This window comes from Myxococcus dinghuensis (genome assembly GCF_024198235.1).
GTDB classification, from domain to species: domain Bacteria; phylum Myxococcota; class Myxococcia; order Myxococcales; family Myxococcaceae; genus Myxococcus; species Myxococcus dinghuensis.
Genome location: NZ_JAKCFB010000018.1, coordinates 106,129 through 130,637, shown reverse-complemented (window position 1 = coordinate 130,637; position 24,509 = coordinate 106,129). Strand labels below are relative to the sequence as shown.

The following is a 24,509-nucleotide window of genomic DNA, read 5'->3' as shown; positions in this document are numbered from 1 at the left end:
ATGTCCCCCTCGGAGAGAACGTGGGACATGCCATCGGATTGCAGCGTCCCGCGACGCAAGGGTCAACGGCGTCCCTTGCCAGACACTCCGCTTCCCCTCGGTCGCGAGGCCTGGGAGACCCGCCGGGTCGAGCCCGCCACCACACCCGGCCCAACCTGGCAGGAGGGCAGGAGCGGACAACGCGAGCAGTTCTCCGGCACCGGCCGTGCGGGACAGGCCCCACTCATTCCGTAGTGGCAGAGCGCGAAGTCGTAACGGACGGGGTCGGCTGCATCGAGTGCCCGTAACGACGCCGTCACCTCTTCGGCGGTCCTCCAGGTCAGGTCGGTGCGACGTGTCAGACCCAGGTGCCCCGCGATGCGGCCGATATGGGTGTCCAGGGGGATCATCAGCGAGGCGGGCGCCACGCGCTTCCAGATGCCGAAGTCCACCGCGTCCGGGCCACGGACCATCCACCGCAGGAAGAGGTTCAGCCGCTTGGCGGCGCCGGGGCCCAGGGGTGAGGGCAACAGGTGGTGCAGCCCCCGCTCCGGCCCCATCGCCGCGCGGAGTGGTGCCATGGGCACGTCCCGCAGGGCGGCGGTGAAGGCCCCCAGCGCGCCGTGGAGCGAGCCCTCGGACTGCAACCCGCGGACGAAGAGCGCCTCCAGCGAGCCGTGCTCCTTCAGCGCGCGGCCCATGCCCAGGAGGAGCACCGCCACGTCGGTGCCCACGTTGAAGCGATAGACGAAGCCCGTGAGCAACGCCTTGGCGCCCCGGACGTCGAGCGTCCGGACGAAGGCCGCGGGCGAGGGCCCCATGCGAGACAGCAGCGAGTCCACCTTCGGGCGGAACAGGTCGGCGCGGCCATAGGCCAGGGCCGCGGCGAGCAGCGCGCTCACCTCGATGTCGCGCGGGTCGGTGTAGCGGTGGGGGAACTCCACCGGGTCGAACCCGATGCGGGCCCGGGCATCCGTGGAGGCGAGGAACGCATCGAGCCGGGGACGCAGGCGCTCGGCGGCCTGAGGGCTCAAGCCAGCGTGGGTCTTCAGGCGGCGTGGCACGGCGGGGGCTCCCACATGCTCCTGCAACGACGGCCCACCGCCCGCGCTTCCCGAGCGCGCCTGCTTCCGGGGAGTCCACGCCCCCGCCCGAAGCCAGGCGGGGGCGCGGCGCGTGACTACTACGGCTGGACCGCGAAGACGATGTCGTCGTGGTCGTCGTACGCGCCCAGGCCGCACGGAGCGGCGGAGCCGCTGTAGCGGAAGCGCCCACGCAGGGCCTGGAGCGTGCCCGCCGGCAGCGTGTACGTGGTCGAGAACGTCTTCGCCCCCGTCACGGTGTTGGACAGGGGGGGCAGCGCAACCCAGACCGGGCTGTTCGCATTCGCCGCGTAGTACAGCTCCAGCTTCTCCATGCGCGGCGCCTGGCTCCAGACCGACACGTCGACCTTCACCACTTCGCCAGCCGCGAACGGATTGCCGCTCACGGTGGAGAGCTTGATGCGATCGAGCGACAACTCGATGTGGTACCTGCCATTCAGGCCATCTGCGCACGAGTTGTTGATGGTGTTGGGTGCATTCGCCTCGGGCCCGAGGGTCGCGCGACCATCGAGCAGCGTGGTGGAGTCACACGCGTTGCCCACGTTCGCGCAGCGCGGAACCTTGAGGGCCGGGTCATAGACGGCGTTGGTGGTCGCATTGGCGGACGTCACGCTCACCGTGTCGCTGGTGGCGGAGTTGCCGATGAGGTCGAACGCCCGGGCCACCACGGCGTGGACGCCGTTGGTCGTGGCCGCGGAGTTCCAGTTCGCCGTGTACGGGGCCGCGGTGGCGGTGCCCACCACCACGCCGTCCACGAGGAACTCCACCCGGGCGACGCCGGTGTTGTCGGCGGCGGTGGCGGTCAGCGTCACCACGCCGGACACGTTGGATCCGCCCACCGGCGCGGTGAGCGACACGGTGGGAGGGACCGCGTCGGCCAGCGTCGCCGTGCCGCCGGCCAGTTCGGCCAGATACGCACCCGCGACCTTTGCGAACTTGAGCGCGTGCGTCGCGTTGTTGCCGCTGACGGACAGGACGTCGCCGGAGGTGTGGATGGTGGGGTTGTACTGGCTCATCAGCGACTCGAAGGGAATCGACGCCGGATAGCCTGCGCTGTTCCAGGACGCGTGGTCCGAGCAGCCGTAGCCGCAAACCGAGTTCGTCCAGGTGATGGGCGAGAGATAGGTCGTGATGAGGTTGCCGATGAACGCGTTCTGCGCGGCGTTGGTGAAGTCCGTCATGAGGGCCACGTCCTTGGTCGAGCCCTTGTAGTTGGTCATGTCGAGCTGCATCACGCCGATGACGTTGGCGCCCGCGTTCTTGTGCGCGTTGGCGATCTCCTTGGAGCCGAGCAGACCCGCCTCCTCGCCGGCGTAGGCCATGAACTTCACCGTCTTGGCCGGGTGGTAGTTCGCGCCCAGCGCCACGCGGATGACCTCGGTGAGGGTGGCGATGCCGGACGCGTCGTCGTCCGCGCCGGGGGCGGTGCTCCCGTTGGAGATGGAGTCGAGGTGGCCACCCAGCACGACGATCTCCGAAGGCGCGTCCGTCCCCTGGATGGTGAGGATGACGGACGGCTGGGCCCAACCCGCGTGGGTGAACAACTGCACGGACACGTCACCGCGGCCCACCGCGAGCGACTCCCAGTGGGACTTCAGCCAGTTCGCCGCCGCGACACCCGTCGAGGACTGGTAGTGGCGGGTGGTGTAGCTGGACAGGTGGGTGATGGTCGCCAGGATGTTCGACTCCGTCATCCCGCCGACGAGCGTGTTGACGACCGGGGCGTTGTCGAGCGTGTAGTCCGCGGCCAGCGACGGCGCGAGCTGCGGCTCCGCGTTGGCGGACAGCTCCGACAGGGCCTCCGCCTCCGAGTCGTGCGCCACGAAGCCGCCGCAGCGATGCAGCTTCTCGTGGATCACCTGCGAGACGAGCGCGAGGTCGGACTCGAGCAGCTTCAACGCGACGACGTCCCCCTTCCGCGCGGCCACTGTCGGAACGGCGCCTCCCTTGACGATGAAGGCGGCGCTCACTTCCGACAGGGCGTCGGTGCCGATGGTGATCCACACCTCCCTGTCCTCGGCCGGAGCCTTCGCGTACGCCGAGACACAACCGAGCATCAACACCAACGAAGCCAACCGCTTGATGTGCATGGGCCCCTCCTCCTTTGCGGGGAGGACTGCTTCTCTAGAGAACGACCAACGGGGGACGATTCGCGATAGAGCCGCGAATGTTGACTACTCTGCGAAAAGGCCACCGTTGGGTCAATCTTCAAAGCAGCATCAATACAAAAAACCCGTATCACGAGCGAGCGTTGGAACTGCGGGGTGCGGCTAGCGTGTCAGCTCCCGTACGGCATGCCCCAGTTCTGGGAGGATGAGAGCGTCCAGGGCGAGACGGACCGCCTGGGGCGAGCCCGGAAGGGCGAAGAGGATCATCCCCTGGTAGGTGCCCGCGGTTGCCCGAGACATCATCGCGGGGCTGCCGATCTGCTGGTAGGACAGCATCCGGAACAGCTCACCGAAGCCAGGCAGTTCCTTCTCGAACAGGGCGCGCAGCGTCTCCACGGTGCAGTCACGTCGCCCGATGCCGGTGCCCCCGGTGAAGAGGATGGTGCGGGCGCCCGCGGCCTGGGCCTGGGCGATGGCCTCCCGGATGGCCTCCGGGTCGTCCTTCACCACCACCTGACCGACGAGGGTGTGGCCCGCGGCCTCCAACCCCGAGCGGAGCACCCGGCCGCTCTCGTCACTCCGGGCGTCCCGGCTGTCCGAGCACGTCACCACGAACGCGCCGACGTGGACGGGAGCGCGGGCCTTGTGCTCGTGGGCCACCGCGCCGGCGTCATGTGGGTGGGGGTGGTGATGAGCGTGCTCGGGGTGGTGATGCCCGGGGTCATGGTCGTGATGACCGTGGTCGTGTTCGTGGCTGTGCGGCCCGTGGCCGTGGTCGTGCTCGTGGCCGTGCGGCCCGTGCCCGTGGTCGTGCTCGTGGCCGTGCGGCCCGTGCCCGTGGTCATGGGGGTGCGAATGGCCGTGGCCATCGCCGTGGTCGTGTCCTTCGTGTGCCATGGGGTACTCCGGTCGCGCCGGGCGCGTCAGGGGGTGTCGGGCAGGTCGACGAGGAGGACTCCGTCCTGGACCTCGACGTCCACTGTCGCCTGGTCGTCACAGACGCCGGGGGACGTCTCGTTCCGGCCGGTGTCCATGTCGAAACCGACCTCGTGGCACGGGCAGACGACGGTGTTGCCCTCGATGCGGCCACCGGACAGCAGGCACCCGGCGTGATTGCACCAGTCATCAAGGCCCTTGTATCGGCCGTGGATCTTGGCGATGCAGACGTTGCGCTTGCCGACTTCGTAGCCGCGCATTTCCCTTTCGGCGAAGTCCGCCGGACCGAGCTTGATCTTCGTCATCGCCGCCCTTTTCCCACAACGCGCAGCAGGCTGCACCCCCGTTCCCAGGGCATTACCTTCCGCCGAGTGAGCGCCGCCGTGAACCCCGCCATCGTCGACAAGAACACCATCGCCCAGGTCCTCCGGGACATCTCCCTCCTGCTCCAGCTCCAGGGAGAGAACGCCTTCCGCTCCCGTGCCTACGACCAGGGCGCGGACCGCATCCTCGGGCTGACGCAGGATCTGGGGCCGCTCGTCGCGGAGGGCCGGCTGGAGAGCCTGCCGGGAATCGGCCCCGCGCTCGCCGAGAAGATCACCGAGCTGGTGACCACCGGACGCATGCGCTACTTCGACGAGCTGCGGGCGAAGTTCCCGCCGGGCCTGCTCGAGCTGATGCGCCTGCCGGACCTGGGGCCGCGCAAGGTGGGCGCGCTGTGGCGCGAGCTGGGCGTGGGGAGCGTCGACGCGTTGGAGCAGGCGTGCCGCGAGCAGCGCGTGCGCCAGTTGAAGGGCTTCGGAGAGAAGAGCGAGGCGAAGATCCTCGAGGGAATCGCCCTGTATCGGCGCGCGCGCGGGGAGCGCAAGCTGCTGGGTGACGCGCTCCCGGTGGCCGAGGCCCTGCTGGAGCGGGTGCGCGCCTCGCCGGGCGTGGTGCGCGCCAGCCTGGGCGGCAGCGTGCGGCGCCGGGCGGAGACGGTGGCGGACGTGGACATCATCGCCTCCGCGGCGGACCCGGGCCCCGTGCTGGACGCGCTCGCCACCGCGCCGGGCGTGGCCGCCGTGCTGGGCAAGGGCGACAGCAAGTGCTCCGTGCGGCTGACGGAGGGCGACCTCCAGGTGGACCTGCGGGTGCTGCCGGACGAGGACTTCGCCACCGCCCTGCACCACTTCACCGGCTCCAAGGCCCACCACATCCGCCTGCGCGGCATGGGCCACGAGCGGGGGCTCAAGATCTCCGAGTGGGGCGTCCACCGGGACGACGGCTCCAAGGTGTCGGTGAAGGACGAGGCCGCCCTCTACGCCCTGCTGGACATGCAGTACGTCCCGCCGGAGCTGCGCGAGGACAACGGCGAGGTGGAGGCCGCGCTCGCGAGCCAGTTGCCCACCGACCTCGTCACCCTGGAGGACGTCCAGGGCGCGGTCCACGCGCACACCACCTGGTCGGACGGGCGCAACTCGCTGGAGGAGATGGCCCGGGCGGCGAAGGAGCTGGGGCTGAAGTACCTCACCATCACCGAGCACAGCGAGGCGGCCATCTACGCCGGTGGGCTCAAGGTGGATGACCTCCAGCGCCAGTGGGAGGAGATCGACCGCGTCAACGAGGCGGTGCCCGGCGTGCGCCTGCTCAAGGGCATCGAGGTGGACATCCTCGAGTCCGGGGCGCTCGACTACGACGACCGGGTGCTGGAGCGGTTGGAGGTCGTCATCGCCTCCGTCCACGTGCGCCACTCCATGGACGAGGAGCAGATGACGCAGCGGGTGCTCACCGCCCTGGACAACCCCTTCCTGCACATCCTCGGACACCCCACCGGGCGGCTCATCCAGAGCCGGGAGCCGTACCCCCTGCGCATGGAGGCCGTGCTGGAGCGCGCCGCGGAGCGCGGCGTGGCGGTGGAGATCAACGGCAAGCCCGCGCGCCTGGACATCAAGGCCGAGTACGTCCGGAAGGCGACGCGGCTCGGCGTGAGGCTCGTGGTGAGCTGTGACGCGCACCGCCGGGAGGACCTGGGCAACCTCGCCTTCGCCGTGGCCACCGCGCGGCGTGGCTGGGCGCGCCGGCAGGACGTGTTGAACACGCTACCGGCGGACCGCTTCCTCGCGGCGCTGCGCGCCAGGCGGTGATAGGGTGCGGCGGTCGCCGATGTCCCGCCCCACCCGCCTCCTCGCCCTGCTGCTCGTCGCCACCCTGCCCGCCCTCGCCGCGGAGCCGGGGCGGCCGTCGCGCGCCGACCTGCGGCGGGTGATGGAGCAGCACACGCGCTCCGTGGTCCAGGTCAGCGGCCCGCGTCGCTCGGGCACCGGCGTCTTCGTGGGCGCGGCCGGTCAGGTGCTCACCTCCGTGGACCCCGTGGGCGAGGAGTACGTCGGCCTCCAGGCCGCCACCGTGGTGCACGGGGAGCAGCGCCTCCCGGCCCGGGTGGTGCTCGCCAACGTGGCGCTCCGGGTGGCCGTGGTGGCCGCGCCGGACGGCGCCTACCCCGCCGTCCCCGTGCGCCTGCTCAAGGAGGGGGACAGCCTGGCCGGGCGCTGGGTGGTGGGCGTGATTCCCGCCAGCAGGCGCCAGCCGGCCACCCCCGTGACGGCGCAGGCCACGCGCGCCCCGGCGCCCTTCTTCGACGTCCCCCTCGCCCTGCCCCCCGGCAGCCCCGTCTTCGACGCCGAGGGCCGGCTGCTGGCGGTGGTGGTGCAACGCACCCGGGGCGGCTGCCGGGTGCTCCCCATGAGCGAGGTGAAGGTGCGCCTTCCCTCCGCGGACGAGACATGACCCCGACGGTGGCAACTGCCTGGCGGCCGAGCGCCGTGCAGGAAGCGGTGGGCCTGTGGGCGGCGGGCTTCGCGGGCATCGTCGCCGCGTTCCTCGCCTTCGGCGGAACCAGCGTCCCCAAGCTCGTGGCCACGGTGGGCTTCCTCTACCTGCCGCTCATCCCCATGCGCTGGCGCGACGAGGACTACCGCGACTACGGGCTCAGCCTGCGCGCCTGGCGCGAGGACGTGCGCCTGTTCCTGGTGCTCGCGGCCATCGTCGGTCCGCTCTTCTTCCTCGCCTTCGCGGGCTTCACCCAGGTCCTGCCGCACCTGCCAGAGCCCCTGTCGCGCTTCGTGACGCCCCTGAGCGGCGAGACCCACTTCCACCTCCGGCTGCCGCCCCGCTTCGGCGAGTGGGTCGTGGATCAGCTCTTCGTCGTCGCCCTGCCGGAGGAGTTCTTCTACCGGGGCTATCTCCAGGCCCGCCTGCGCGATGCCTGGCCCCAGGGACGCAAGGTGCTGGGCGCGCGGCTGGGGCCCGCCTTCTGGGTGACGGCGCTCCTCTTCGCCCTGGGGCACCTGGCCATCTTCCAGGCCTGGCGGCTGTCGGTCTTCTTCCCCGCCCTGCTCTTCGGCTGGATGCGGGAGCGCACCGGCACCGTCGTCGGCGCCGCCCTGTTCCACGCCGCCTGCAACCTCTTCGTGCGCGTGCTCGAGGTCTCCTTCTTCGGAGGCCCCTGAGGCCCCTGCGCCCCCCTGAGCCCCGTGGGCCGCTGATCCACGGCCCAGCCAGGGAAACACCGGTTTGTCCGCCACCTGGGCTGGAAAAATCCGGCGAAAATCCGTCGAAATAATCGGAAAGGCCTCCAGGCTCCCAGAGGAAGGGACGCACTGCCGGAGCGCCCTCGGGCCACTCCCCGTCCCTGAAAACAGCCGAAAACACTGAAACACAGGCAATTTTGAGCGGGTTAAGCAGGAATGGCCCGCCGCGGCATCAACATCCGAAACTCCAGTGACACGGGCGCGACAATTCAGCATCCCCCGCAGTCAATGAGCGTCTGATGACCATCCGTCGAGTCGACACCAAGCCTGTGTCCGTCCGTCCGGCCAACACGGCTGACACCCAGAAGAAGAACACCGCCAAGACTGCGCCCCTGTCCGTGAAGGACGGCTTCGGCCCCGCGGCGCGCACCTCCGAGCTGGCCCGGGCGGAGAAGACGCTGACGCAGGTTCCGGTGAACGCCGGCCGCCTGGCCCTGACGACGCCCGCCGCGCAGCAGGCGATCCAGACGTCGCTGAACCACCTCAACCCGCTCAAGGGCGCGCAGACGCTGCTGCCCCAGGCCGCGACGTTCGCCGCGACCAGCGTGGAGCGCGACAACATCGGCATGACGCACGTCCGCCTGAACCGCGTCCACGAGGGCGTGAAGGTGTTCGGCGAGCAGGTCGTCACCCACCTGGACAAGGACGGCAAGGTCTCCAGCGTCAGCGGCGACCAGTCCACGATTCCCGCGGGCCTGGGCCGTGAGCAGCCCAAGCTGAACCCGCAGGCCGCCATCGACATCGCGCGCAAGGACTTCGGCCAGAAGCCGGACCGTCAGCCGACGGCCGAGCGGGTCATCTACCAGGACAAGGCCGGCGAGTACCACTCCGCCTACCGCGTCGAGGTCACCAACCTGACGCAGGTGGATGAGACGCACCGTCCGCGCAAGCAGAACTACCTGGTCGACGCGAACACCGGGAAGATCTTCGAGTCGTACAACCAGATCGACGGCTTCTTCGGCTCCAACAAGAAGCTGGGCCGCGCCGCGGACATCACCGCGACGAACACCACCCCCGCGGAGATCAAGGACAAGAGCACCGTCACGTCCAAGGTCTCCATCGACCAGGACGTCGAGGTGGAGAAGCTGAAGCTCGACCTGGACATCAACCACACGTTCAAGGGCGACCTGAAGGTCACCGTGACCAGCCCCTCGGGCAAGAGCGCCGTGGTGCACAACCGCACGGGCGGCAGCACGGACGACATCAAGGGTTCGTTCGACCTGAGCCAGTTCGCGGGCGAGAAGGCCAAGGGCGAGTGGACGCTCACCGTCGAGGACATGGCCAAGCTCGACACCGGCAAGCTGAACAGCTGGAGCCTCACGGTCACCCCGAAGGAGGTCAAGCCCCCCGAGGAGCCGAAGCCGGACACGGGCAAGATCGACGACACGTCGCTGTACAGCGGCAAGGTGGACCTGAAGACCACGCAGAAGGCGGACGGCAAGTACGTGCTCGAGGACTCCACGCGCGGCAAGGGCGTGAACACCTACGACGCGATGAACAAGTCGACGGCCTCCGGCAAGACGCAGCTGACGGACGACAACGACATCTGGGGCGAGGCCACCGACGGCGCCCGCACGAAGGCGGCGGTCGACGCGCACTACGGCGCGGCGATGACCTACGACTTCATGAAGAACGTCCTCGGCCGTGACTCCATCGACGGCGCCGGCGAGGCCCTGAACTCCTACGTCCACGTGCGCACCAACTACGTGAACGCGTTCTGGGACGGCGAGAAGATGAGCTACGGCGACGGCGACGGCGTGGACTCCGGTCCGCTGACCGCGCTGGACATCGCGGGCCACGAGATCGCCCACGGCCTCACCGAGCGCACCGCCGGCCTCATCTACAGCGGCGAGTCCGGTGGTCTGAACGAGGCGTTCAGCGACATCATGGGCGCGGGCGTGGAGTGGTACGCCTCCACCCAGAACCCGTCCGTGAAGTTCAACTGGACGGTGGGCGAGACGGCCTGGACGCCGACGAACGGCGATAACGAGGACGGCCTGCGCTACATGGACGACCCGACCAAGGACGGGTACTCCATCGACAACTACAAGAACTACCCGAAGCAGACCGAGGTCCACGGCTCCAGCGGCATCGCGAACAACGCGTTCTACCTGCTGGCCAACGGCGGCACGAACCGCACCTCGAAGATCGAGGTCAAGGACGGCATCGGCATGGACAAGGGCCTGAAGATCTACTACCGCGCCCTGGCCCACTACATGACGCCGAAGACCACGTTCGCCCAGGCCCGCGAGGCGACCGTCAAGGCCGCCACCGACCTGTACGGCGCGGACTCGACCGAGGTGAAGAAGGTGAAGGAGAGCTGGACCGCCGTCGGCGTGAACTAGCGCCGACCCGAGCGCGGAGGGTGGGGCCCGAATTCCTCGCCCTCCGGCTCGAGTCTCCAGTCTCTTGATTGCAGTCGCGAGGCCCTGGTGCTTCCGCCCATCCACCGGCGGAGGATGTCCAGGGCCTCGGTGCGTTCGGGCTCCGGAAGGAGGCCCACGCGCGCGCCGTGGTTGCCCCCGGGCACCGTGAACAGGAACGAGTCGCGCGCGCCTCCGAGCACGTAGGGCGCGGCGCTCCACGGGTCGTTCCCCCCGTAGACGAACATCAGCCGCTCGCCCTGCCGGGACACCCAGTCCTGCACGTCCGGCATGGCCTCCGGACGGAACACGGGCGCCGTGCCACGCGGGACGTACACCTGGGGGACGTCCGTGCCCGGGTGGCGCAGCAGATCGCCCAGGTGCGCCTCGAACGGGCGCGGATAGCCCAGCTCCAGCGTCGCCTGGAAGTAGTACGGGCCATAGGCGTCCACGTCCGCGTCCGCGAACGAGGACAGGCCCACCAGGCCGTCCAGCGCCTCGAGCAGCTGCGCGTCGGTGGCGGACGCGTCGGGCAGCGCGTCGCAGCGCGAGGCGTCGTCGTACTGCCAGAAGTAGAAGTTGTGCTCGATGACGGCGTGCTCCAGCGCGCGCTCGGCGCCCAGGTGCTCGAACGACAAGCCCTGGCGGGCCACCAGCGCGTCGACCAGGGGGCGCAAGGTGTCGCGCCGCTCCAGCACCGCGCGCTGGAACGCCTTCAGCCGCGCCCGGCACGCGGGGGTCCCCACCGTGTCCAGGAAGTCGACGAAGCGCGCGTCGTCCCAGCGGGCGATGGGCGCGACGTACGCCAGCGTGGCGTCCACGTCGTCCGGATGGAAGCGGCGGAAGAACACCATCGTCTCGCCGCCCTTGCTCGCGCCCGTCGACACCCAGCTCCCCGGATACAACGGCTTGAATGACTCGACGACGCGGTGGAAGTCGTCGGCGGACTGCCGGATGGTGAGCAGGTCCCAATCCGCGGGCTCGGGACGACTGGGGCCGAAGAAGCGGTGCTCGACGGAGAGCTGGTTGGCGCCGAGCAGCTGCGTGGGCTCGCGCCGCGAGGGCTCCGTGGAGACGAAGTAGCCGCCGGTGTAGAGCACCATGGGCGCGGCGCTGGAGACGTGGAGCAGCGTCAGCCGCTGGCGGAACCGGAGCCCCTCCGGCCGCGCGTGGTCCGCGGGCTGGTCGAACTCCATGACGAAGAAGCGCGACCCCTCCGGGAGGTGGGCGCCGACGGGCTCCTCCCGGACGGTGAGCCCGGGGATGGAGGACAGCGACGTGAGGAGGTCCTCGTCTTTGGGGGCCGCGTCCTCGCCACAGCCCGCCAGCAGCAGCGGCAACAACGCGCGGGCCAGCCACCCACCACGGACACGAGGCGCGGGGGACATGACGTGAGGCTCAGGCAGGCTCGGAGGCGGGGCTCGCCCCGGCGGACGCCAGCGAGAGCGGCGTCTCCGCGGGCAGCCCGTCCATGAGGAGCATCATCGTGTGCGCGCTGACGTGGCGGAGCGCCTTCGCCGCGGCGTACTCGGGTGAGGACCACCAGGCGCGGGCCTGCTCGGTGGACGGGAACTCGATGATGACGAAGCGCGGGGGCTGCCACGTCCCCTCGAGCGCCTCCGTCGCGCCGCCGCGCACCAGGTAGCGCCCGCCGTAGCGGGCGACGGAGGGCGGCGCGAGCTGCTTGTAGCGCGCGTAGGTCTGCACGTCATGCACCGCGACCTCGAAGACGACATAGGCAGGCATGCGCGCGCTCCCGAGGTGGAAACGGAGATCAGAACACGAACGGGAAGCGCACCGGCCCCCCCTGCTCCTGGTGCTTGGGGAAGACCCAGGAGCGAACCTTCCCTTCGATGCAGCGCGCGAACGCGGTGCCCTTCAGCGTGGCCGTCTCCGTGACGACCTCGCCCACCTCGCCGCTGGGGAGGATGGACCAGCGCACCACCACGCGCTCCCCCTCCATCACCGGCCGTGGCTTGACGTCCGCGCACCGGGTGACCTCGCCCTTGTTGGCGAGCACCACCTCGAAGACGTCCGACTGGGTGAGCGTCTCGCGCGGGTTGCGGATGGGCGCCACCGGCGGGATGTAGACGGCTCGCGGCGCCTCTCGCGTCGTCGCGCCGCCCACCGGGCCCGACAACTCCCGGTCGTAGTCCTCGTCCAGGCCCAGGTCGTCGCCATCGTCCGTCGCGGGCTTCGGCTTCGCGGGCGCGGGCGCCGGCGCGGGCGTCGGCGCCACGGGGCGCGCCTGCGACGTCAGCGGGACCTCGCCCAGGCGGGACGTCGCGGCCAAGGCGCGGGGAGGTGCCTCCACCTCACGCTCGACCCGGGCCTGCGAGGCCTTGGAGCCAGCGGCCACGGCCAACCCCGTCCCCGCCCCCGAGAGCACCGGCAAGGCGCCGCCGCGCTCCACCTTCGCCACCCCCGTCAGCGCGGGCCGGACGTCGGTCGCGGCCCCGGTGGCGGTGCCCACCGCCCCGGTCGAGGACGTCCCCGCCAGCGCGGCCTGCGCGACACCGCCCTCCGCGGAGGTCCCCGCCCCATCCGTCGCGCCGCCCGAAACGACGACCGGCGGCTCCACGGGAGGCGTCACCGGAGGCGCGGGAGGCGCCACGACGACGGGCTCCGGCTGGACGGGCGCGGGAGGCTCCGCCACGGGCCTGGCCGCCTGGGAGCTCATCGAAGCGCGCATGCGCCCCATCAGCGCGGACGCGCCCTCCCAGCCGCCCCACAGCCCCAGGACGAGCGCCACCGTCACCCCGCCCGCCACGCCACCCGCCAGGGTGAACCACCAGCCCCCGCGCCAGCGCACCTCGACGCGCTCCGCGACGGCCTCCATCGGCGAGGGAGACGACAGCACCGGGTGGGTGCCCGCGGGCTCCACGGGCTTGGTCGCCGCCCAGGTCGCGCCCGCCTCGAGCGACGTCGCCATGGGCAGCGCCGCCTCGGGAATCACGACCGTCTCTCCCGCCGCCAGCGACAACAAGCCCTCCGCGCCCCGGGGCGCGAAGTCCGGGGCGGCGGCCAGCTCCGACAGGGCCAGGTCCACCGCCGCGTTCAGGTCCTGGGGAAGCGGCACGAGCGCCTGCGTCAGCTCCGGCACCTGGCTCAGCGGCAACCAGTTCTGGAAGCCCTCGCGCCAGCAGAGCGAGTCCGGCCCCAGCTCTCCGCGCTCCCACGGCGCCTTCAGCGCCTCCGCGTCGAACGGCCCCGCCGGCTGCCCCGCCAACGACACGAACCACGCATGCTTCACGGCCGGCGCCGCGACGGGCGCCTCCACCGCGGGAGACTCCGCCGCCGCCGTCTCCACCAGCGCCGCGGACACGAGGGAGCGCCGCACGCCCTTGTGCAGCCGCTCACCGTGCACGTCCGCGCGCTCGCGGCCTTGTGACGCGGCGGGGACGTGGAGGTTCTTGTCCGTGCGCAGCTTGCCGACGAAGACGTCCAGCTCCGCCTCGGACACGCCGCCGAGCACGGGGGTGCCTTCGCCTTCCGGCGTCGCGGCGCTCACCGGGCGACCACCCGGGTAAGCCTTGCCATCCCCTGAGTCCCCGACCATGCGCAAGCTCCTAGCATCCACCCCGCCCTTCACCATCCGAACCCCAACAATGGAATGCCGACGGGCGATTTCGTCAACGGAGAGTCTCTGCGCGAAGGTGACCAGGGTCCACACCTGAAACAGAGGCTCAGCGGAATTGTCCGCCAGGACTCCGACATGGCAGGCGGTGTATCGCCCATTCACATACAACTGCCGCCGAAAACCTCCAGCACCCCCTGCTCAGAGCCCCTTTTCGAGGACGAGGAACGTGGGCGACGCGAAGCCCTCGTGCGTCCCCCACGTGACGAAGAAGTAACCCAGCCGGGCGTACAGGTCGTGGTGGTCCTTCAGCGCGAGCCGGACCGACAACCGCACGCGGGAGCGGCCCTCCCGCAGGGCCCGCGCCTCCACCGCGTGGATCAGCGCGCGGGCCGCGCCCCGTCCCCGGAACGCGGGCAGCACCGAGAGCCGGTCCAGGTACACATGGTCGTCCCGGACGTGGAAGAAGACGCAGCCCACCGGCCCGTCGCCGGCCTCCGCCACGAAGGCGCCGCCGTCGCGCAGCTCCCGCGCCACCGCTTCGGCCGTCTTGCCGTGCGCGCTGGAGGGGGGCTCCAGGCGCCCCCGGTACTCCTCGAAGGACTCGCGCAGCAGCCGGGCGAGCAGCTCGGCATCGGCCGCCGTGGCCTCGCGAAGCACGACGGGGAGGGAGGCGGACCTGGACGTCATGCCCGCGTTGTACCTACTCCTTCAGCGCGGCGGTGAACTGGGTCAGCGTCTTCTTCGCGTCCCCCAGCACCATCATCGTGTTGGAGCGGACGAAGAGCTCGTTCTCGATGCCGGCGAAGCCCGTGTTGAGCGAGCGCTTGAGCACCACGCACGTCTTCGCCATGTCCGCCGCGAGGATGGGCATCCCGTAGATGGGGCTGCTCTGGTTCGAGCGCGCGGCCGGGTTGACGACGTCGTTGGCGCCCACCACCAGCGCGACGTCCGTCGCGGAGAAGTCGTCGTTGATGACGTCCAGGTCGAAGAGGTGGTCGTAGGGGACGTTCGCCTCCGCGAGCAGCACGTTCATGTGGCCGGGCATGCGTCCGGCCACCGGGTGGATGGCGTAGCGGACCTCGCACCCGTGGGTCTGCAGCACGTTGGCCAGGTCGCGCACCGCGTGCTGGGCCTGGGACACCGCCATGCCGTAGCCGGGGACGACGATGACGGAGCGGGCGGCGCGCAGCACCTCCGCCGCCTCCTCCACGCTGCCCACGTTGGGCGCGGGCCCGGCCGGCGCCGCGCCCTCGGTGACGGCCTTCACCTCCGGCGCCGCGCCGAACGCGCCGAACAGCACGTTGGAGAACGAGCGGTTCATCGCCTTGGACATCATCATCCCCAGCAGGAAGCCGGAGAAGCCGTCCAGCGCGCCGCAGATGATGAGGACGTTGTTGCCCAGCGCGAAGCCCGTGGCCGCCGCCGCCAGGCCCGCGTACGAGTTGAGGAGGCAGATGACCACCGGCATGTCCGCGCCGCCGATGGGCAGCACCAGCAGCACGCCCAGCAACACGCCCAGCGTCGCCACCACGTAGAAGGCCCACGCCGCGTCCGGCTGGTAGACGAGCAGGCCGATCAAGCCCAGGGTGCCGGCGATCATCGCCATGTTGGAGGCGTTCTGCCCCGCGTAGGTGACGGGGCGCCCGGTGATGAAGCCCTGGAGCTTGCCGAAGGCCATGAGGCTGCCGGTGAAGGTCAGCGCGCCCAGCGCGACCTCCAGCCCCGTGGCGGTGATCTGCAGCGTGCTCATCCGCGCGCCGCCATGCTCCAGGTACTCGACGACGCCGACCAGCCCCACCGCGAGGCCGCCGAAGGCGTGCGACAGCGCGATGCGCTCGGGCATCTTGGTCATGGGAATCCACAAGCCCATGCCCGTGCCCACCGCCGAGCCGATGAGGAGCGCGCCGACGATCCACTCCCACCGCACGATGACGCCCGACACGCCCACGCCGTAGAGCAGCGTGCCCGCCACGGCGGCCACCATGCCCACCTCCGCGAGCAACACGCCCCGGCGCGCCGTCTGCGCGTCGCCCAGGTCGCGCAGGCCGAGCACGAAGAGGATGGACGCGGCCAGGTACAACAACTGGACGAACGTCTCCGCGAGCGAGAGCGTCATCGCGCACCGCCCTTCTTCTTGAACATGCGCAGCATGCGGTCGGTGATGAGGAAGCCCCCCACCACGTTGATGGAGGCCGCCAGCACCGCCACCGCGCCCAGCACCGTGGAGAGCCCCCCGTAGTGCCCCCCGGCCGCCAGCAGCGAGCCCACCAGCGAGATGCCGGAGATGGCGTTGGTGAACGCCATCAACGGGGTGTGCAGCAGGTGGGGGACCTTGGAGATGACCTGATAGCCCGTGAAGGCCGCCAGGAAGAAGACGTACAAGCCGAAGATGAGCGTCAGCGACATGTCACCCCTCCCGCATGGCCACGTCCGCCACGGCGGGATGGACGACCTCGCCGCCGCGGGTGATGAGCATTCCCTTCACGATTTCATCCGCCACGTCCAACACGAGCGCGCCGTCCTTGTCCGTCACGTGCGCCAGGAGCTTCTCCATGTTGCGCGAGTACATGGCGCTCGCGTGCACCGACAACTGGCTGGGCAGGTTCTTCTCCCCGATGATGGTGACGCCCGTCTCCGTGCGGACGCGCTCGCCCGCGCGCGTGAGCTCGCAGTTGCCGCCCTGCTCCGCGGCGATGTCCACCACCACCGAGCCGCTCTTCATCCGCCGCACCATGTCCGCGGGCAACAGCAGCGGCGCGCGCCGCCCCGGCACCTGCGCCGTGGTGATGACCACGTCCGACTTCGCGACGTGCGCCGCGAGCACCTCCGCCTGTCGCTTCTTCGCCTCCTCGCCCAGCTCCTTCGCGTAGCCGCCCGCCCCCGCCGCGTCCTCGATGTCGATGTTCACGAAGCGCGCGCCCAGGCTCTCCACCTGCTCCTTCACCACGCGCCGCACGTCGTAGGCCTCCACCACCGCCCCCAGCCGGCGCGCCGTGGCGATGGCCTGCAGCCCCGCGACGCCCGCGCCGAGCACCAGCACCTTGGCGGGGGGAATCGTGCCGGCGGCCGTCATCAGCATGGGGAACAGCTTCGGCAGCGCCTCCGCCGCCAGCAGCACCGCGCGGTAGCCCGCGATGGTGGCCTGCGAGCTGAGGACATCCATCATCTGCGCCAGCGTCGTGCGGGGAATCATGTCCACCGCGAGCAGCGTCACCCGCCGCTTCGCCACCTCCCGGGCCAACCCGGGTTGGGCCAGGGGATACGCCAGGCTCACCAGCACCGAGTCCGGCTTGAGCCGCTCCACCTCCGCCGCGTCCGGCGGCTGTATCTTCAGGAGCAGGTCCGCGCCGGAGTAGAGGGCCTCCACGCTCGGCTCGATGCGCGCGCCCGCGGCCTGGAGCTCCTCGTCCGAGCACTCCGCGCCCGACCCGGCCCCTCGCTCAATCACCACTTCGTGCTTCTTGCCGACGAGGCGTTTCACGCTCTCCGCCACGAGCGCGATCCGCCTCTCACCCGGCACCGTTTCACGGGGGATGGCGATGATCATGCCAGTGAGACTAGGCCAACACGGGTTGTCCTACTCAACCCCCTACGCCGGAAATCCCTCCAATCCCTGTCGCGTTTGCTCGCGCCCCGTAGTGGAGATCCGCGACACGCCCCCGGCTCCGACCGCTGGACGTCCGTCGAGGTTGGCCAGTCCCTTGCTTCCCGGGCGTGATGGACGGGCGTGGATGCCCGTCGCGTAGACTCCCGCCGGGAAAGCGTCCGACATGCCCTTCGACCTCCGCGACATCCTCCGACAGCTCGACGCCCCCACCGCCGAAGAGGGCCTTCCGGCGTGGCTCCAGGAGAGCTGGAGCGACCCGGAGGGCTTCGTCACGGCCCTGGCCAACCACCACGCGAGCCGGGGCACGCCCGCGCCGAAGAGCCGGCCCGGACAGCACCACGACTTCTTCCACGACCTGGTCGTCCGCCACGCCGACGCCACCGCCGTCGCGTTCCGGGGCTGGGAGCCGGTGCGCGGCTGGCAGGTGCTGGGCTACCGCGACCTGGCCGACCGCGCGTCGCGGCGCGCCGCCGAGTGGGCCGCCCAGGGCGTCAAACCCGGCGCGAAGGTGGCGCTCATCCACGCCCTGGGGCCGGAGCTGCTCGTGTCGCTCATGGCCTCCTTGAAGCTGGGCGCCTGCGTCAGCCTGCTGCCGCCCACCGGGACGCACTTCCTGTCGCGCCGGCTGGCGAAGCTGGCGCCGGACCACCTCTCCGCGGAGGCCCACCAGGCCCCCTTGTTCAAGGGCTTCGAGGCGCTCCTGCTGCGCTCCCAGGGCAACGTCGCGCCCTCGTTCACCTCGCACACCTACCGCCCCGGCGAGACGGTCGCCCTGCTCTTCTCGCCGCTGGTGGACCCGCCGGACGCGCCGGTGCCGCTCAGCGCGGAGCGCGCGTGGACCGCGGCGCTGTGCGACGGGCTGCTCACCTTCGCGCTGGGGCCCGGCGAGCACCTCGCGGCGCCGGGCTTCCACTTCCTCCAGCACCAGCCGGCGCTGCTGTTCGCCACGCTGCTGCGCGGCGCCACCTTCCTCCACGTGGAGCCCGCGGACCTGGAGCGCGCCCCCTCCCGGCTCACGGAGCACCCGCTGCGGGCGCTGGGCGTGTCCCCCGCCCTGCGGGAGACGCTGACGCGGGCGCGCGCGGGGGCGCTGCGCAACGTCGCCCACTGGTTCCGCAGCGCCGACGAGCCCCTCGACTGGGAGGCCTGGCGGGACTGGATGCGCCAGAGCGACCTGGGCGCGGTGCCTCGCAGCCACGTCCTCGTCGACGCCACCGAGGGCGGCGTGGTGCTCGCCTCCCGCCGGCGCGCGGGGGAGTTCAACGTCGGGCTCGCGCCCGCCCCGGGCCGCGCCTGGGCGCTGCGGGACGTCAACATGAGCGGCCAGGAGGCCGTCGGGGAGATGGGCCTCTTCACCCCGCTGCCCGACGAGGAGCGGCCCCCCGGCTACGTCATCCTCGCCCGCCAGCGCGGCCAGTACCTGTTCTCCGGCACCCGCGACGCGCGCCGCGAGGGCCGCGTCTACCCCGCCGCCGAGGTGGTCGACGCGCTCGGCGACCTGCCCTTCAGCCAGGGCGCCTCCGTGGCCGTGGCCCCCACGGGCGGCCCGTCCGGCCACCACCGCCACGTCCTGCTCGTCTTCACCGGCGCGGAGGAGGCCTCGCACTTCGAGAGCGAGGCGAACCCTCGCCGGCAGGAGATCCGCCGCCGGTTGGAGCTGCGCCTGGGCGCCGAACACCTGCCGGACCGCATCGAGCTGTTCCGGCTGCTGCCCCACCGCACCGAGGACGGCCGCGTCGACGACCCGTGGTGCCGGGCCCAGTACCTCACCGGCGCGCTCCACCAGAAGAACTCGGACCCGCTGTTCCAGGCGCTCACCGCCCTGCGGGACCGCGTCCGGGAGACCGCCCGCGCGCCGGGCGACGACGGCCGCTCCGGATCCACCTAGCCCGCCCCCCGTCGCGTACGGGGCGGACGCGACCGCGTCCCCGGGCAACGCGTACCCCCTCCCCCCTTTTCCGCTCCGGGCGCAACGTCCCGAGGGAAACACCGCGGAGGGGGCGCTGGCACGCGCCGCGCAATGTCGTGGATCAGCGTCCGAGCCCCATCCCGGGGCCGTCGACGCCCACGGGGTGCGCGCATGGGAGCCCAGGTCGTCATGGGAGCGGTGCTGCAATGCAGCTTCGGCGTGGCGCCGTCGTCACTCGTGGTGCTGCCGACCAACAAGGTCATGGCGCCCACGCCCGCGGCCAACATCCTCGACAACAAGCCCATGCTGAACATCCCGCCCTTCGGGATGTGCCAGTCGATGGCCAACCCCACCGTGGCCGCCGCGACGGCCGCGGCGCTGGGCGTGCTCACCCCCATGCCCTGCGTCCCCGCCACCGCGGCGCCGTGGGTCCCCGGCTGCCCCAAGCTGATGGTGGGCAGCGCGCCCGCGCTGGAGAGCAACTCGAAGCTGATGTGCTCCTACGGCGGCGTCATCCAGGTCGTCTCCCCCGGACAGATGAAGGTCATCGATGGCTGACGCCTCCGCCACCCAGGTGCCCTTCGACGGCACCCTGCTCGAGCGCGCGCTGAGCGGCGAGCCGCCCCAGGACACCTCGCCCGACGAGCCCGACGCGCGACTGGACGCCGTCACCGACGCCATCTCCAGCGGCGACTACGACCGGGCGGCGTGCGGCGCGGAGGCGCTGCTGCGCGCGGGCGTGAACGACGCGCGCATCATCGGCCCCTACCTCTTCGGTGCCTTCCGGGAGCGGGGACTGGTGGCGATGCCGAGCCTGTTCCGCTCGCTCCAGCAGGTCCTCACCACGAGCTTCCCCGCGCTGGGGCCCGTCTCCAAGCGCGACGTGTTCCTCGACACGGGGCTGCGCTGGCTGCTGCGCACGCTCAACAAGCACCTGACCTATTCGGAGCAGAAGAAGGACGCGGCCTGGCAGCGCTGGTGCGAGGCGGACATCCGCCCGCCGCTCGAGGCCGCGCTCGCGCTGACCGACGCCATCCTCACCGCGCTGCCCGTGGCCCTGCCGAAGAACGGCTGCGAGGAGCCCTTCCGCAACCTGGCCAACTGGCTCAAGCGCCACGTCGACTCGCTGCCCGCGGCCCCGGCCGCCGCGGCCGCGGCGCAGACCGCCGACCTGACGGCCGCGTCCAACGAGGACGCACCGCGCGCCGGCCAGGACGCGAAGCGCGACGCGCCGCCCACCCGCGCCGCCCCTCCGCCGCCGCCCGCGCCCGGCATCCCCCTCTCCCCCGCGCTCGAGCTGCTCCTGCGCAAGCTGGACGCATTCAGCGTCCTGCTGGCACGCGGAGAGATGACCAAGGCGGGCGTGGTGGCGGCCGACGTGCTCACCACCGTGGAGCGCTTCGACCCGCGCCTCTACCTGCCCACCCTCTTCACGCGCTTCTACGCAGGCCTCAGCACCCACGCGCGGGGGTTGGAGCCCTTCTTGCACAACTCCGACGCGTTGCCGATGCGAGCGCTGGAGCAGCTGTACCGCGTGGACCTGGACGCATTCCTCGCCCAGTCGGAGGGCGAGCCCGAGGAAGAGGAGGACTGACGCCATGCTCGACGCCACGCCCCTCCCAGAGGGAACGCCGCCCGCCGCGTCCATCGAGGAGCGCATCGCCGAGCGCATCGGCGCCTTCGACATGCCCGCGCTCGTGGAGCTGCTCGCCCAGGAGGGCTACGGCCCGGACGACCTGGAGCTGCGGAGCCACCGCGGCACCGTGCACGCGCCCCGGCTCATCCACTCCATCGAGTTCGCGCGCCAGCCGCGCCGCGCCATCATCACCGTCAACCTGGGCCTGCTCAGCGTGCAGTCCCCCCTGCCCTCCTTCTTCCTCAAGGCCATGGAGCGGCTGGAGCACGACTCGCTGGAGACGTTCCTCGGCTACTTCGACCACCTGCTCCTGCGCGCGCGCTTCGCGGGCCTGTTCCCGGAGCGGGACGCGTCGCTGCTGCCCGGCTGGGAGCAGTCCGCCGCGCACCGGCTGCGCCTGCTGCGCCCGAGCTGCCCCAGCACGCTGCACTGGCTGTTCTCGCTCGCGTTCCCGGAGGCGGACGTCCGCGTGCGCCGCTCCACCCGCCGCCAGCGCATCGACACGCGCGGCATCCGGCTGGGCGGCGCCGCGCTGGGAGACGGCACGGCGATGGGCGGCTTCGCCACCGTGCCCACCGGCGGAATGGAGGCGTGGCTCTACATCGACGAGTCCTTCAGCGGCACCGGCACGCCGTGGGCCATCGAGGCGCGCCGCCGGCTGCGCTCGCGCGTGCTGCCGCACCTGACGGACACCCCGGTGTTCCTCACGGTGATGCTGGTGCTCCGCGACCAGCACGGCCACGCCCGCATCGAGGACTCCAGCCACCTGGGCTACGAGCCCATCATCGGTGGCCCCGAGGACGTCGCCCGCCAGGTCGTCCTCTTCTCCGGCGACACGTCGCCGCCGCGCCGCGCACCCGCTTCGCAGTGACTCGCAGGACCCCGGTGTCACCACCGGGCAGGAAGGCCTTCCACCAGAGGGGAGAAACACAAGCCATGTCAATCCAGGAACAGTTGCCCAAGTCGCGCATCACGCTCACGTACCGCACCACCATCAACGGCGAGCAGGAGACGGTGAACCTGCCGCTGCGCCTGCTGATGCTCGGCGACTTCTCGCTGGGCTCCTCCGAGGACCGGAAGGTCGACCTCGAGGCGCGCAAGCTGCGCTCCGTCAACGGGCGCAACCTCGACGACCTGATGGCGGACATGAAGATGTCCCTGCGCTTCCAGGTGCCCAACCGCATCAACCCGGACGTGGAGGCCGACCTGGACGTCGAGCTGCCCGTCACGAAGATGAAGTCGTTCCACCCGGACGAGATCGTCAACCACGTCCCCAAGCTCAAGGCGCTGCGGCTGCTCAAGAAGCTGCTGCTGGAGATGCAGTCCAGCATCGACAACCAGAAGGCGCTGCGCAACCTGGTCTACCAGCTGTTCTCCGACAAGGACGCGCTCAAGGCGGTGCTCGCGGAGCTGAAGGACTACGAGTCGCTGCGCCTGCCGGCCAAGTCCGCCGCGCCCGCCAGCGACCCCCAGGGCGCGCCCGCGGCGAGCGGCGCGGCCGACGCCACCGCGAGGGCCCCGGCCCCCGCGACGGTCACCGTGAACTCGTGAGCCCCTTTCCTCCCAACCCTTTCCACTCAAGGTAATCACCACCATGGCTGAAACCTCTTATCTGCCCGGGTTGTTCAAGAGCGTGCGGCTGGAGCGTCCCGCGGACGCCAAGCCGATGATCTCCGAGAAGTTCGTCCCCGCCCTCGACGAGAAGCAAGTCACCATCGAGGCGCGCTTCATGTCCGCGCTCGCCGCGCTGGTGCAGAACGTGCCGGCGGCGCCCACGGACGCCGGCGACGCGGTGCGCTTCGACAAGGGCAAGGTGCTCGAAGTCGTCAGCCGCATCGACGCGATGATCGACGACCAGATGAACGAGATCCTCCACCACGAGGACTTCCAGAAGATGGAGTCGTCGTGGCGCGGGCTCGAGGACCTGGTCACGCACACCAACTTCAAGGCCAACGTCGCCATCGACCTGCTGGACGCGGCGCAGGGCGAGCTGGGCCAGGACTTCGAGAACAACTCCGCGGACGTGTTCGCGGGCGCGCTGTTCAACAAGGTCTACATCAACGAGTACGACCAGTACGGCGGCAAGCCCTTCGGCGCCATGGTGGGTCTGTACGAGTTCTCCTCCACGCCCACGGACATCAAGTGGCTGACGGCCATGGGCAAGGTGGCCAACGCCGCGCACTGCCCGTTCATCTCCGCGGTGAGCCCCAAGTTCTTCGGCTGCGAGAAGGTCGAGGAGATGGAGGCCATCAAGGACCTGGAGGGCGCGCTCGCCCACCCGCGCTACGGCCGCTGGAACGAGCTGCGCGACAGCGAGGAGGCCGCCTACCTGGGCCTGACCTTCCCGCGCTACGTGCTGCGCCTGCCCTGGCACCCGGACAAGAACCCCTGCGACGACCTGCACTTCACCGAGGACGCGTCGGGTGACTCCAACAAGTACCTGTGGGGCAACTCGGCCATCCTCTTCGCCCGCAACATGGTGAAGGCGTTCGAGAACTCCGGCTGGTGCCAGTCCATCCGCGGCCCCAAGGGCGGCGGCCTGCTCACCGGCCTGCCCGTGGACACGTTCATCCTCCGCGGCCAGGAGGAGCTCAAGGCGCCGGTGGAGATCGCCATCCCGGACTACCGCGAGTTCGAGTTCGCCCGGTGCGGCTTCATCCCGCTCGTGTACCGCAAGGGCACCAGCGAGGCGACGTTCTTCAGCACCCAGTCCGCCAAGGTCGCCAAGCGCTTCAAGGACCCGAAGGACTCGGAGAACTCGCAGCTGGTCACCAACATGGCCTACACGTTCTCCATCACCCGCCTGGCGCACTACGTGAAGTGCATCATGCGCGACAACATCGGCAGCACCGCGGACGCGCCCTACATCCAGCGCCAGCTGGACGCGTGGCTCGCCGGCTACGTCACCACGGTGGCCAGCCCCGACGACCTCACGGTGCGGCGCTTCCCGTTCAAGGCCACCAACGTGGTGGTGGAGCAGCGCACGGGGGAGATCGGCTGGTACGATTGCCGCGTCGCCGTCCTCCCGCACATCCAGTTCGAGGGCCTCAACGTGGAGCTGATGCTGGAGTCCCGGCTCGGCTGAAGCGGTCCTCCCCGTCGCACCATCCCCAACCCAAACAGGAGTGAGACATGCCTCAATTCTCTCGTGAGCTCGACGTCTACCAGGGCTTCAACTTCAAGAAGGACAAGCAGTCGGCGGTGGGCTTCATCCTGTCGCTCACCATCGGCGGCATCGCGCTGAAGGCGGACCAGGAGACCATCTCCGACCCGGAGCAGCCGGACAAGGCGCTGGCCACCAAGTGCGTGGCGGTGCTCAACCACTACCTGTGGGAGACGGGCGTCACCGACGCGCTGTACTTCTCCGGGCAGATCTCCACGGCGAACAAGCAGTCCATCGCGGAGATGCTGCTGGGGACGTTCTCCAACGTGGAGGTGGTGGTCAAGTACGCCATCTACGAGTACGACCCCATCGCGAAGAAGTACTTCAAGTCCAACTTCGTGGACGCGGACCTCAACGGCCTGCTCGAGAAGAACGGGGACGCCCTGAACATCGCCGTGGCGGACGACGCCTCGCGCGAGGTGCAGTCGCCCAAGAACTTCCGCTTCCAGTTCGGCGTGAAGCCGAAGACGCTGGAGCAGTCCATCAACGTCGCGGCGGCGTCGTCCAAGAACATCGTCAAGAAGTGGGGCGTCACGGAGACCGCCTAGTCTCC

General features: G+C 70.6%; 23 protein-coding genes. 11 read left to right on the top strand and 12 right to left on the bottom strand.

Features of this window, described 5'->3' with window-relative positions:
- Nucleotides 1-62: 62 nt before the first annotated feature.
- The 5 genes from LZ198_RS23500 to LZ198_RS23480 all read right to left on the bottom strand — a co-directional run bounded on the left by LZ198_RS23500 (nt 63) and on the right by LZ198_RS23480 (nt 4,431).
- Complete coding sequence (locus LZ198_RS23500; protein ID WP_253974264.1) at nt 63-1,013, bottom strand: TIGR02757 family protein; 951 nt, start codon at nt 1,011-1,013, stop codon at nt 63-65.
- Nucleotides 1,014-1,162: 149 nt separating this feature from the next.
- Nucleotides 1,163-3,172, bottom strand: a complete 2,010-nt coding sequence (locus LZ198_RS23495) for a M20/M25/M40 family metallo-hydrolase (RefSeq protein ID WP_253974263.1) — start codon at nt 3,170-3,172, stop codon at nt 1,163-1,165.
- A 180-nt stretch (nt 3,173-3,352) separates the two neighbouring features.
- Entirely contained in the window at nt 3,353-3,850 is a 498-nt protein-coding gene (locus LZ198_RS23490; protein WP_253974262.1) for a MogA/MoaB family molybdenum cofactor biosynthesis protein, read from the bottom strand.
- Entirely contained in the window at nt 3,796-4,059 is a 264-nt protein-coding gene (locus LZ198_RS23485; protein WP_253974261.1) for a hypothetical protein, read from the bottom strand. The genes LZ198_RS23490 and LZ198_RS23485 overlap by 55 nt, the downstream gene beginning before the upstream one ends.
- 54 nt (nt 4,060-4,113) lie before the next feature.
- Nucleotides 4,114-4,431, bottom strand: a complete 318-nt coding sequence (locus tag LZ198_RS23480) for a Rieske (2Fe-2S) protein (RefSeq protein WP_253974260.1) — start codon at nt 4,429-4,431, stop codon at nt 4,114-4,116.
- A gap of 78 nt (nt 4,432-4,509) precedes the next feature.
- On the opposite strand from LZ198_RS23480, the gene polX reads away from it, so the two are divergent.
- The 4 genes from polX (at nt 4,510) to LZ198_RS23460 (ending at nt 10,043) form a co-directional block, all read left to right on the top strand.
- The gene (gene polX / locus LZ198_RS23475) at nt 4,510-6,252 is read left to right on the top strand and encodes a DNA polymerase/3'-5' exonuclease PolX (protein ID WP_253974259.1); all 1,743 of its coding nucleotides are present in this window, start codon (nt 4,510-4,512) and stop codon (nt 6,250-6,252) included.
- Between the two features lie 19 nt (nt 6,253-6,271).
- On the top strand, nt 6,272-6,895 hold the full coding sequence (locus LZ198_RS23470; RefSeq protein WP_253974258.1) for an MXAN_2756 family trypsin-like serine endoprotease: 624 nt from the start codon (nt 6,272-6,274) through the stop codon (nt 6,893-6,895).
- Complete coding sequence (gene mrtX, locus LZ198_RS23465) at nt 6,892-7,617, top strand: myxosortase MrtX (protein WP_253974257.1); 726 nt, start codon at nt 6,892-6,894, stop codon at nt 7,615-7,617. Before LZ198_RS23470 ends, mrtX begins: the two co-directional genes overlap by 4 nt.
- Nucleotides 7,618-7,937: 320 nt before the next feature.
- Complete coding sequence (locus LZ198_RS23460) at nt 7,938-10,043, top strand: M4 family metallopeptidase (protein WP_253974256.1); 2,106 nt, start codon at nt 7,938-7,940, stop codon at nt 10,041-10,043.
- Here LZ198_RS23460 and LZ198_RS23455 read toward each other — a convergent pair.
- The 7 genes from LZ198_RS23455 to LZ198_RS23425 form a co-directional block, all read right to left on the bottom strand.
- Nucleotides 10,040-11,449: a S28 family serine protease gene (locus LZ198_RS23455; protein ID WP_253974255.1), complete on the bottom strand. Its 1,410-nt coding sequence runs from the start codon at nt 11,447-11,449 to the stop codon at nt 10,040-10,042. The genes LZ198_RS23460 and LZ198_RS23455 overlap by 4 nt on opposite strands.
- 10 nt (nt 11,450-11,459) lie before the next feature.
- Nucleotides 11,460-11,807, bottom strand: coding sequence for a DUF1330 domain-containing protein (locus LZ198_RS23450; RefSeq protein WP_253974254.1), 348 nt, complete (start codon nt 11,805-11,807; stop codon nt 11,460-11,462).
- A gap of 28 nt (nt 11,808-11,835) precedes the next feature.
- Complete coding sequence (locus LZ198_RS23445) at nt 11,836-13,620, bottom strand: GYF domain-containing protein (protein ID WP_253974253.1); 1,785 nt, start codon at nt 13,618-13,620, stop codon at nt 11,836-11,838.
- Between the two features lie 219 nt (nt 13,621-13,839).
- Nucleotides 13,840-14,328, bottom strand: a complete 489-nt coding sequence (locus tag LZ198_RS23440) for a GNAT family N-acetyltransferase (protein WP_253974252.1) — start codon at nt 14,326-14,328, stop codon at nt 13,840-13,842.
- A 13-nt stretch (nt 14,329-14,341) separates the two neighbouring features.
- Entirely contained in the window at nt 14,342-15,757 is a 1,416-nt protein-coding gene (locus LZ198_RS23435) for an NAD(P)(+) transhydrogenase (Re/Si-specific) subunit beta (protein WP_253974251.1), read from the bottom strand.
- Nucleotides 15,754-16,047 carry an NAD(P) transhydrogenase subunit alpha gene (locus LZ198_RS23430; RefSeq protein WP_253974250.1) on the bottom strand — a complete coding sequence of 98 codons (294 nt, stop codon included), beginning with the start codon at nt 16,045-16,047 and terminating at the stop codon, nt 15,754-15,756. The genes LZ198_RS23435 and LZ198_RS23430 overlap by 4 nt, the downstream gene beginning before the upstream one ends.
- 1 nt (nt 16,048) lies before the next feature.
- Nucleotides 16,049-17,188: a Re/Si-specific NAD(P)(+) transhydrogenase subunit alpha gene (locus LZ198_RS23425; protein ID WP_253974249.1), complete on the bottom strand. Its 1,140-nt coding sequence runs from the start codon at nt 17,186-17,188 to the stop codon at nt 16,049-16,051.
- Between the two features lie 223 nt (nt 17,189-17,411).
- On the opposite strand from LZ198_RS23425, the gene LZ198_RS23420 reads away from it, so the two are divergent.
- The 7 genes from LZ198_RS23420 to LZ198_RS23390 all read left to right on the top strand — a co-directional run bounded on the left by LZ198_RS23420 (nt 17,412) and on the right by LZ198_RS23390 (nt 24,504).
- Nucleotides 17,412-19,136, top strand: coding sequence for an AMP-binding protein (locus LZ198_RS23420; RefSeq protein WP_253974248.1), 1,725 nt, complete (start codon nt 17,412-17,414; stop codon nt 19,134-19,136).
- A 192-nt stretch (nt 19,137-19,328) separates the two neighbouring features.
- Complete coding sequence (locus LZ198_RS23415; RefSeq protein WP_253974247.1) at nt 19,329-19,715, top strand: DUF4280 domain-containing protein; 387 nt, start codon at nt 19,329-19,331, stop codon at nt 19,713-19,715.
- On the top strand, nt 19,708-20,751 hold the full coding sequence (locus LZ198_RS23410; protein ID WP_253974246.1) for a type VI secretion system protein IglI family protein: 1,044 nt from the start codon (nt 19,708-19,710) through the stop codon (nt 20,749-20,751). Before LZ198_RS23415 ends, LZ198_RS23410 begins: the two co-directional genes overlap by 8 nt.
- Before the next feature lie 4 nt (nt 20,752-20,755).
- Nucleotides 20,756-21,664 carry a type VI secretion system baseplate subunit TssG gene (locus LZ198_RS23405; RefSeq protein WP_253974245.1) on the top strand — a complete coding sequence of 303 codons (909 nt, stop codon included), beginning with the start codon at nt 20,756-20,758 and terminating at the stop codon, nt 21,662-21,664.
- A 65-nt stretch (nt 21,665-21,729) separates the two neighbouring features.
- Nucleotides 21,730-22,344, top strand: a complete 615-nt coding sequence (tssB, locus tag LZ198_RS23400; protein ID WP_253974244.1) for a type VI secretion system contractile sheath small subunit — start codon at nt 21,730-21,732, stop codon at nt 22,342-22,344.
- 43 nt (nt 22,345-22,387) lie between these two features.
- Complete coding sequence (gene tssC / locus LZ198_RS23395) at nt 22,388-23,878, top strand: type VI secretion system contractile sheath large subunit (protein WP_253974243.1); 1,491 nt, start codon at nt 22,388-22,390, stop codon at nt 23,876-23,878.
- 47 nt (nt 23,879-23,925) lie between these two features.
- Complete coding sequence (locus LZ198_RS23390) at nt 23,926-24,504, top strand: hypothetical protein (protein ID WP_253974242.1); 579 nt, start codon at nt 23,926-23,928, stop codon at nt 24,502-24,504.
- The last annotated feature ends 5 nt before the right edge of the window (nt 24,505-24,509 follow it).

What these genes read in the sequence shown, in the direction of transcription:
- LZ198_RS23415 (WP_253974247.1), top strand. Translation starts at nt 19,329, where the DNA reads ATGGGAGCCCAGGTCGTCATGGGAGCGGTGCTGCAATGCAGCTTCGGC.
- LZ198_RS23405 (WP_253974245.1), top strand. Translation starts at nt 20,756, where the DNA reads ATGCTCGACGCCACGCCCCTCCCAGAGGGAACGCCGCCCGCCGCGTCC.
- LZ198_RS23440 (WP_253974252.1), bottom strand. Translation starts at nt 14,328, where the DNA reads ATGACGTCCAGGTCCGCCTCCCTCCCCGTCGTGCTTCGCGAGGCCACG.
- mrtX (WP_253974257.1), top strand. Translation starts at nt 6,892, where the DNA reads ATGACCCCGACGGTGGCAACTGCCTGGCGGCCGAGCGCCGTGCAGGAA.
- tssC (WP_253974243.1), top strand. Translation starts at nt 22,388, where the DNA reads ATGGCTGAAACCTCTTATCTGCCCGGGTTGTTCAAGAGCGTGCGGCTG.
- LZ198_RS23410 (WP_253974246.1), top strand. Translation starts at nt 19,708, where the DNA reads ATGGCTGACGCCTCCGCCACCCAGGTGCCCTTCGACGGCACCCTGCTC.
- LZ198_RS23425 (WP_253974249.1), bottom strand. Translation starts at nt 17,188, where the DNA reads ATGATCATCGCCATCCCCCGTGAAACGGTGCCGGGTGAGAGGCGGATC.
- LZ198_RS23450 (WP_253974254.1), bottom strand. Translation starts at nt 11,807, where the DNA reads ATGCCTGCCTATGTCGTCTTCGAGGTCGCGGTGCATGACGTGCAGACC.
- LZ198_RS23470 (WP_253974258.1), top strand. Translation starts at nt 6,272, where the DNA reads ATGTCCCGCCCCACCCGCCTCCTCGCCCTGCTGCTCGTCGCCACCCTG.
- LZ198_RS23495 (WP_253974263.1), bottom strand. Translation starts at nt 3,172, where the DNA reads ATGCACATCAAGCGGTTGGCTTCGTTGGTGTTGATGCTCGGTTGTGTC.
- LZ198_RS23445 (WP_253974253.1), bottom strand. Translation starts at nt 13,620, where the DNA reads ATGGTCGGGGACTCAGGGGATGGCAAGGCTTACCCGGGTGGTCGCCCG.
- LZ198_RS23480 (WP_253974260.1), bottom strand. Translation starts at nt 4,431, where the DNA reads ATGACGAAGATCAAGCTCGGTCCGGCGGACTTCGCCGAAAGGGAAATG.
- LZ198_RS23435 (WP_253974251.1), bottom strand. Translation starts at nt 15,757, where the DNA reads ATGACGCTCTCGCTCGCGGAGACGTTCGTCCAGTTGTTGTACCTGGCC.
- LZ198_RS23430 (WP_253974250.1), bottom strand. Translation starts at nt 16,047, where the DNA reads ATGTCGCTGACGCTCATCTTCGGCTTGTACGTCTTCTTCCTGGCGGCC.
- LZ198_RS23460 (WP_253974256.1), top strand. Translation starts at nt 7,938, where the DNA reads ATGACCATCCGTCGAGTCGACACCAAGCCTGTGTCCGTCCGTCCGGCC.
- LZ198_RS23420 (WP_253974248.1), top strand. Translation starts at nt 17,412, where the DNA reads ATGCCCTTCGACCTCCGCGACATCCTCCGACAGCTCGACGCCCCCACC.
- LZ198_RS23485 (WP_253974261.1), bottom strand. Translation starts at nt 4,059, where the DNA reads ATGGCCACGGCCATTCGCACCCCCATGACCACGGGCACGGGCCGCACG.
- LZ198_RS23390 (WP_253974242.1), top strand. Translation starts at nt 23,926, where the DNA reads ATGCCTCAATTCTCTCGTGAGCTCGACGTCTACCAGGGCTTCAACTTC.
- tssB (WP_253974244.1), top strand. Translation starts at nt 21,730, where the DNA reads ATGTCAATCCAGGAACAGTTGCCCAAGTCGCGCATCACGCTCACGTAC.
- LZ198_RS23455 (WP_253974255.1), bottom strand. Translation starts at nt 11,449, where the DNA reads ATGTCCCCCGCGCCTCGTGTCCGTGGTGGGTGGCTGGCCCGCGCGTTG.